This is a genomic window from Stenotrophomonas sp. (genome assembly GCF_036662295.1).
Classification (GTDB): domain Bacteria; phylum Pseudomonadota; class Gammaproteobacteria; order Xanthomonadales; family Xanthomonadaceae; genus Stenotrophomonas.
The window spans coordinates 2,111-4,452 of record NZ_JAVWXA010000174.1 but is presented as its reverse complement, the minus strand read 5'-3'; the positions used below and the strand labels follow the sequence as shown (position 1 = coordinate 4,452).

Sequence of the window (2,342 nt, the reverse complement as noted above, 5' to 3'; positions counted from 1 at the left end):
GGCTATTGAATGGGTGTCCAACTTCCGGGGGTCAGATCAATGGCGTGGCTCTACCTGCGGGTGTCCTGCTCGTCGTTGGGCGTCGCGCCTGCGCTCTTGAATTCGGGACAATCCACCCCTACCCCTTGACCAGCCGCCGCGCCGGGCGCGGCATTGTCCAAGGAGCATCATCGTCGTGACCGAGCAGACCCAAAAACAAACCCTGGGCTTCCAGACCGAAGTCAAGCAGCTGCTGCAGCTGATGATCCACTCGCTGTACTCCAACAAGGAAATCTTCCTTCGCGAGCTGATCTCCAATGCCGCCGACGCCTCGGACAAGCTGCGCTTTGAAGCCCTGACCCAGCCGGCCCTGCTCGAAAACGACGGCGACCTGCGCATCCAGGTCAGCTTCGACGCCGATGCGCACACCCTCACCATCGACGACAACGGCATCGGCATGAGCCGCGAAGACGCGATCGCCCACCTTGGCACGATCGCCAAGTCCGGCACCGGTGACTTCCTGCGCCAGCTCTCCGGTGACCAGAAAAAGGATTCCCAGCTCATCGGCCAGTTCGGCGTGGGCTTCTACAGTGCCTTCATCGTCGCCGACCAGGTCGATGTCTACTCCCGCCGCGCCGGCCTGCCCGCCAGCGAGGGCGTGCACTGGTCCTCGCGCGGCGAGGGCGAGTTCGACGTCGAGGCCATCGACAAGCCCGAGCGCGGCACCCGCATCGTCCTGCAGCTCAAGGACGACCAGCATGATTTCGCCGATGGCTGGCGCCTGCGCAGCATCATCAAGAAGTACTCCGACCACATCGGCCTGCCGATCCAGATGGCCAAGGAAGCGCACGGCGACGACGCCCCGGCCGAGGTCGAGTGGGAAACGGTCAACCGCGCCAACGCCCTGTGGACCCGGCCGCGCACCGAGATCAGCGACGCCGAGTACCAGGAGTTCTACAAGCACGCCGCGCATGACCACCAGGACGCGCTGGCGTGGAGCCACAACAAGGTCGAAGGCAAGCTGGAATACACCTCGCTGCTGTACGTGCCCGGCCATGCGCCGTTCGACCTGTACCACCGCGATGCCCCCAAGGGCCTGAAGCTCTACGTGCAGCGCGTGTTCGTGATGGACCAGGCCGAGCAGTTCCTGCCGCTGTACCTGCGCTTCATCAAGGGCGTGGTCGATTCCAACGACCTGTCGCTGAATGTCTCGCGCGAAATCCTGCAGTCCGGCCCGGTCATCGATTCCATGAAGTCGGCGCTGACCAAGCGCTCGCTGGACATGCTGGAGAAGCTGGCCACCGACAAGCCCGAGGTCTACGCCGGCTTCTGGAAGCAGTTCGGCCAGGTGCTCAAGGAAGGCCCCGCCGAAGACTTCAACAACCGCGAGAAGATCGCCGGGCTGCTGCGCTTTGCCTCCACCCATGACGCCGGCGGCGAACAGGGCGTGTCGCTGGCCGACTACGTGGGCCGCATGATCGAAGGCCAGGACAAGATCTACTACCTGACCGGCGACAGCCACACCCAGGTCAAGGACAGCCCGCACCTGGAAGTGTTCCGCAAGAAGGGCGTGGAAGTGCTGCTGCTCACCGACCGCATCGACGAATGGCTGATGGGCTACCTGACCGAGTTCGACGGCAAGTCGTTCGTGGACGTGGCCCGTGGCGACCTGGACCTGGGCGCGCTGGAAAGCGCCGAGGACAAGCAGGCCCAGGAAGCGGCAGCCAAGGACAAGCAGGGCCTGGTGGAGCGCATCAAGCAGGCACTGGGAGAGGACGTGGCCGACGTGCGCGTGTCCCACCGCCTGACCGACTCCCCGGCGATCCTGGCCATCGGCGAACAGGACCTGGGCCTGCAGATGCGCCAGATCCTGGAAGCCAGCGGCCAGAAGGTGCCCGACAGCAAGCCGGTGTTCGAGTTCAACCCCGGCCACCCGCTGATCGGCAAGCTGGACCAGGAAGGCGATGCCGGCCGGTTCGACGACCTCAGCCGCGTGCTGTTCGACCAGGCCGCGCTGGCTGCCGGCGACACGCTGAAGGACCCGGCCGCTTACGTGCGCCGGCTCAACAAGCTGCTGCTGGAATTGTCCGCGTAAGCCATCGGCCCTCGCCGGGATGCCGGAGAAAGCGTGCCGACCCACGGTCGGCACCTACCGCGTCAGGTAGTGCCGGCCGCTGGCCGGCTCATGACAAACCCCACACGAGGTGGTGCCGGCCGCTGGCCGGCTCATGACAAACCCCGCACGCGGTGATGCCTGCCGCTGCCCGGTTCATGGCAAACCCCACACCCGGTAGTGCCGGCCGCTGGCCGGCTCCAGGCAAACCCACCACGCGGGGGTGGCGGCCCCGCGCCCGCCCAAGGGA

General features: G+C 65.9%; 1 protein-coding gene. It reads left to right on the top strand.

Going from position 1 to position 2,342, the window contains the following annotated elements; genetic code table 11:
• Positions 1–175 precede the first annotated feature (175 nt).
• The gene (htpG, locus tag RSA25_RS19030; protein WP_332810392.1) at positions 176–2,074 is read left to right on the top strand and encodes a molecular chaperone HtpG; all 1,899 of its coding nucleotides are present in this window, start codon (positions 176–178) and stop codon (positions 2,072–2,074) included.
• Positions 2,075–2,342: the final 268 nt, after the last annotated feature.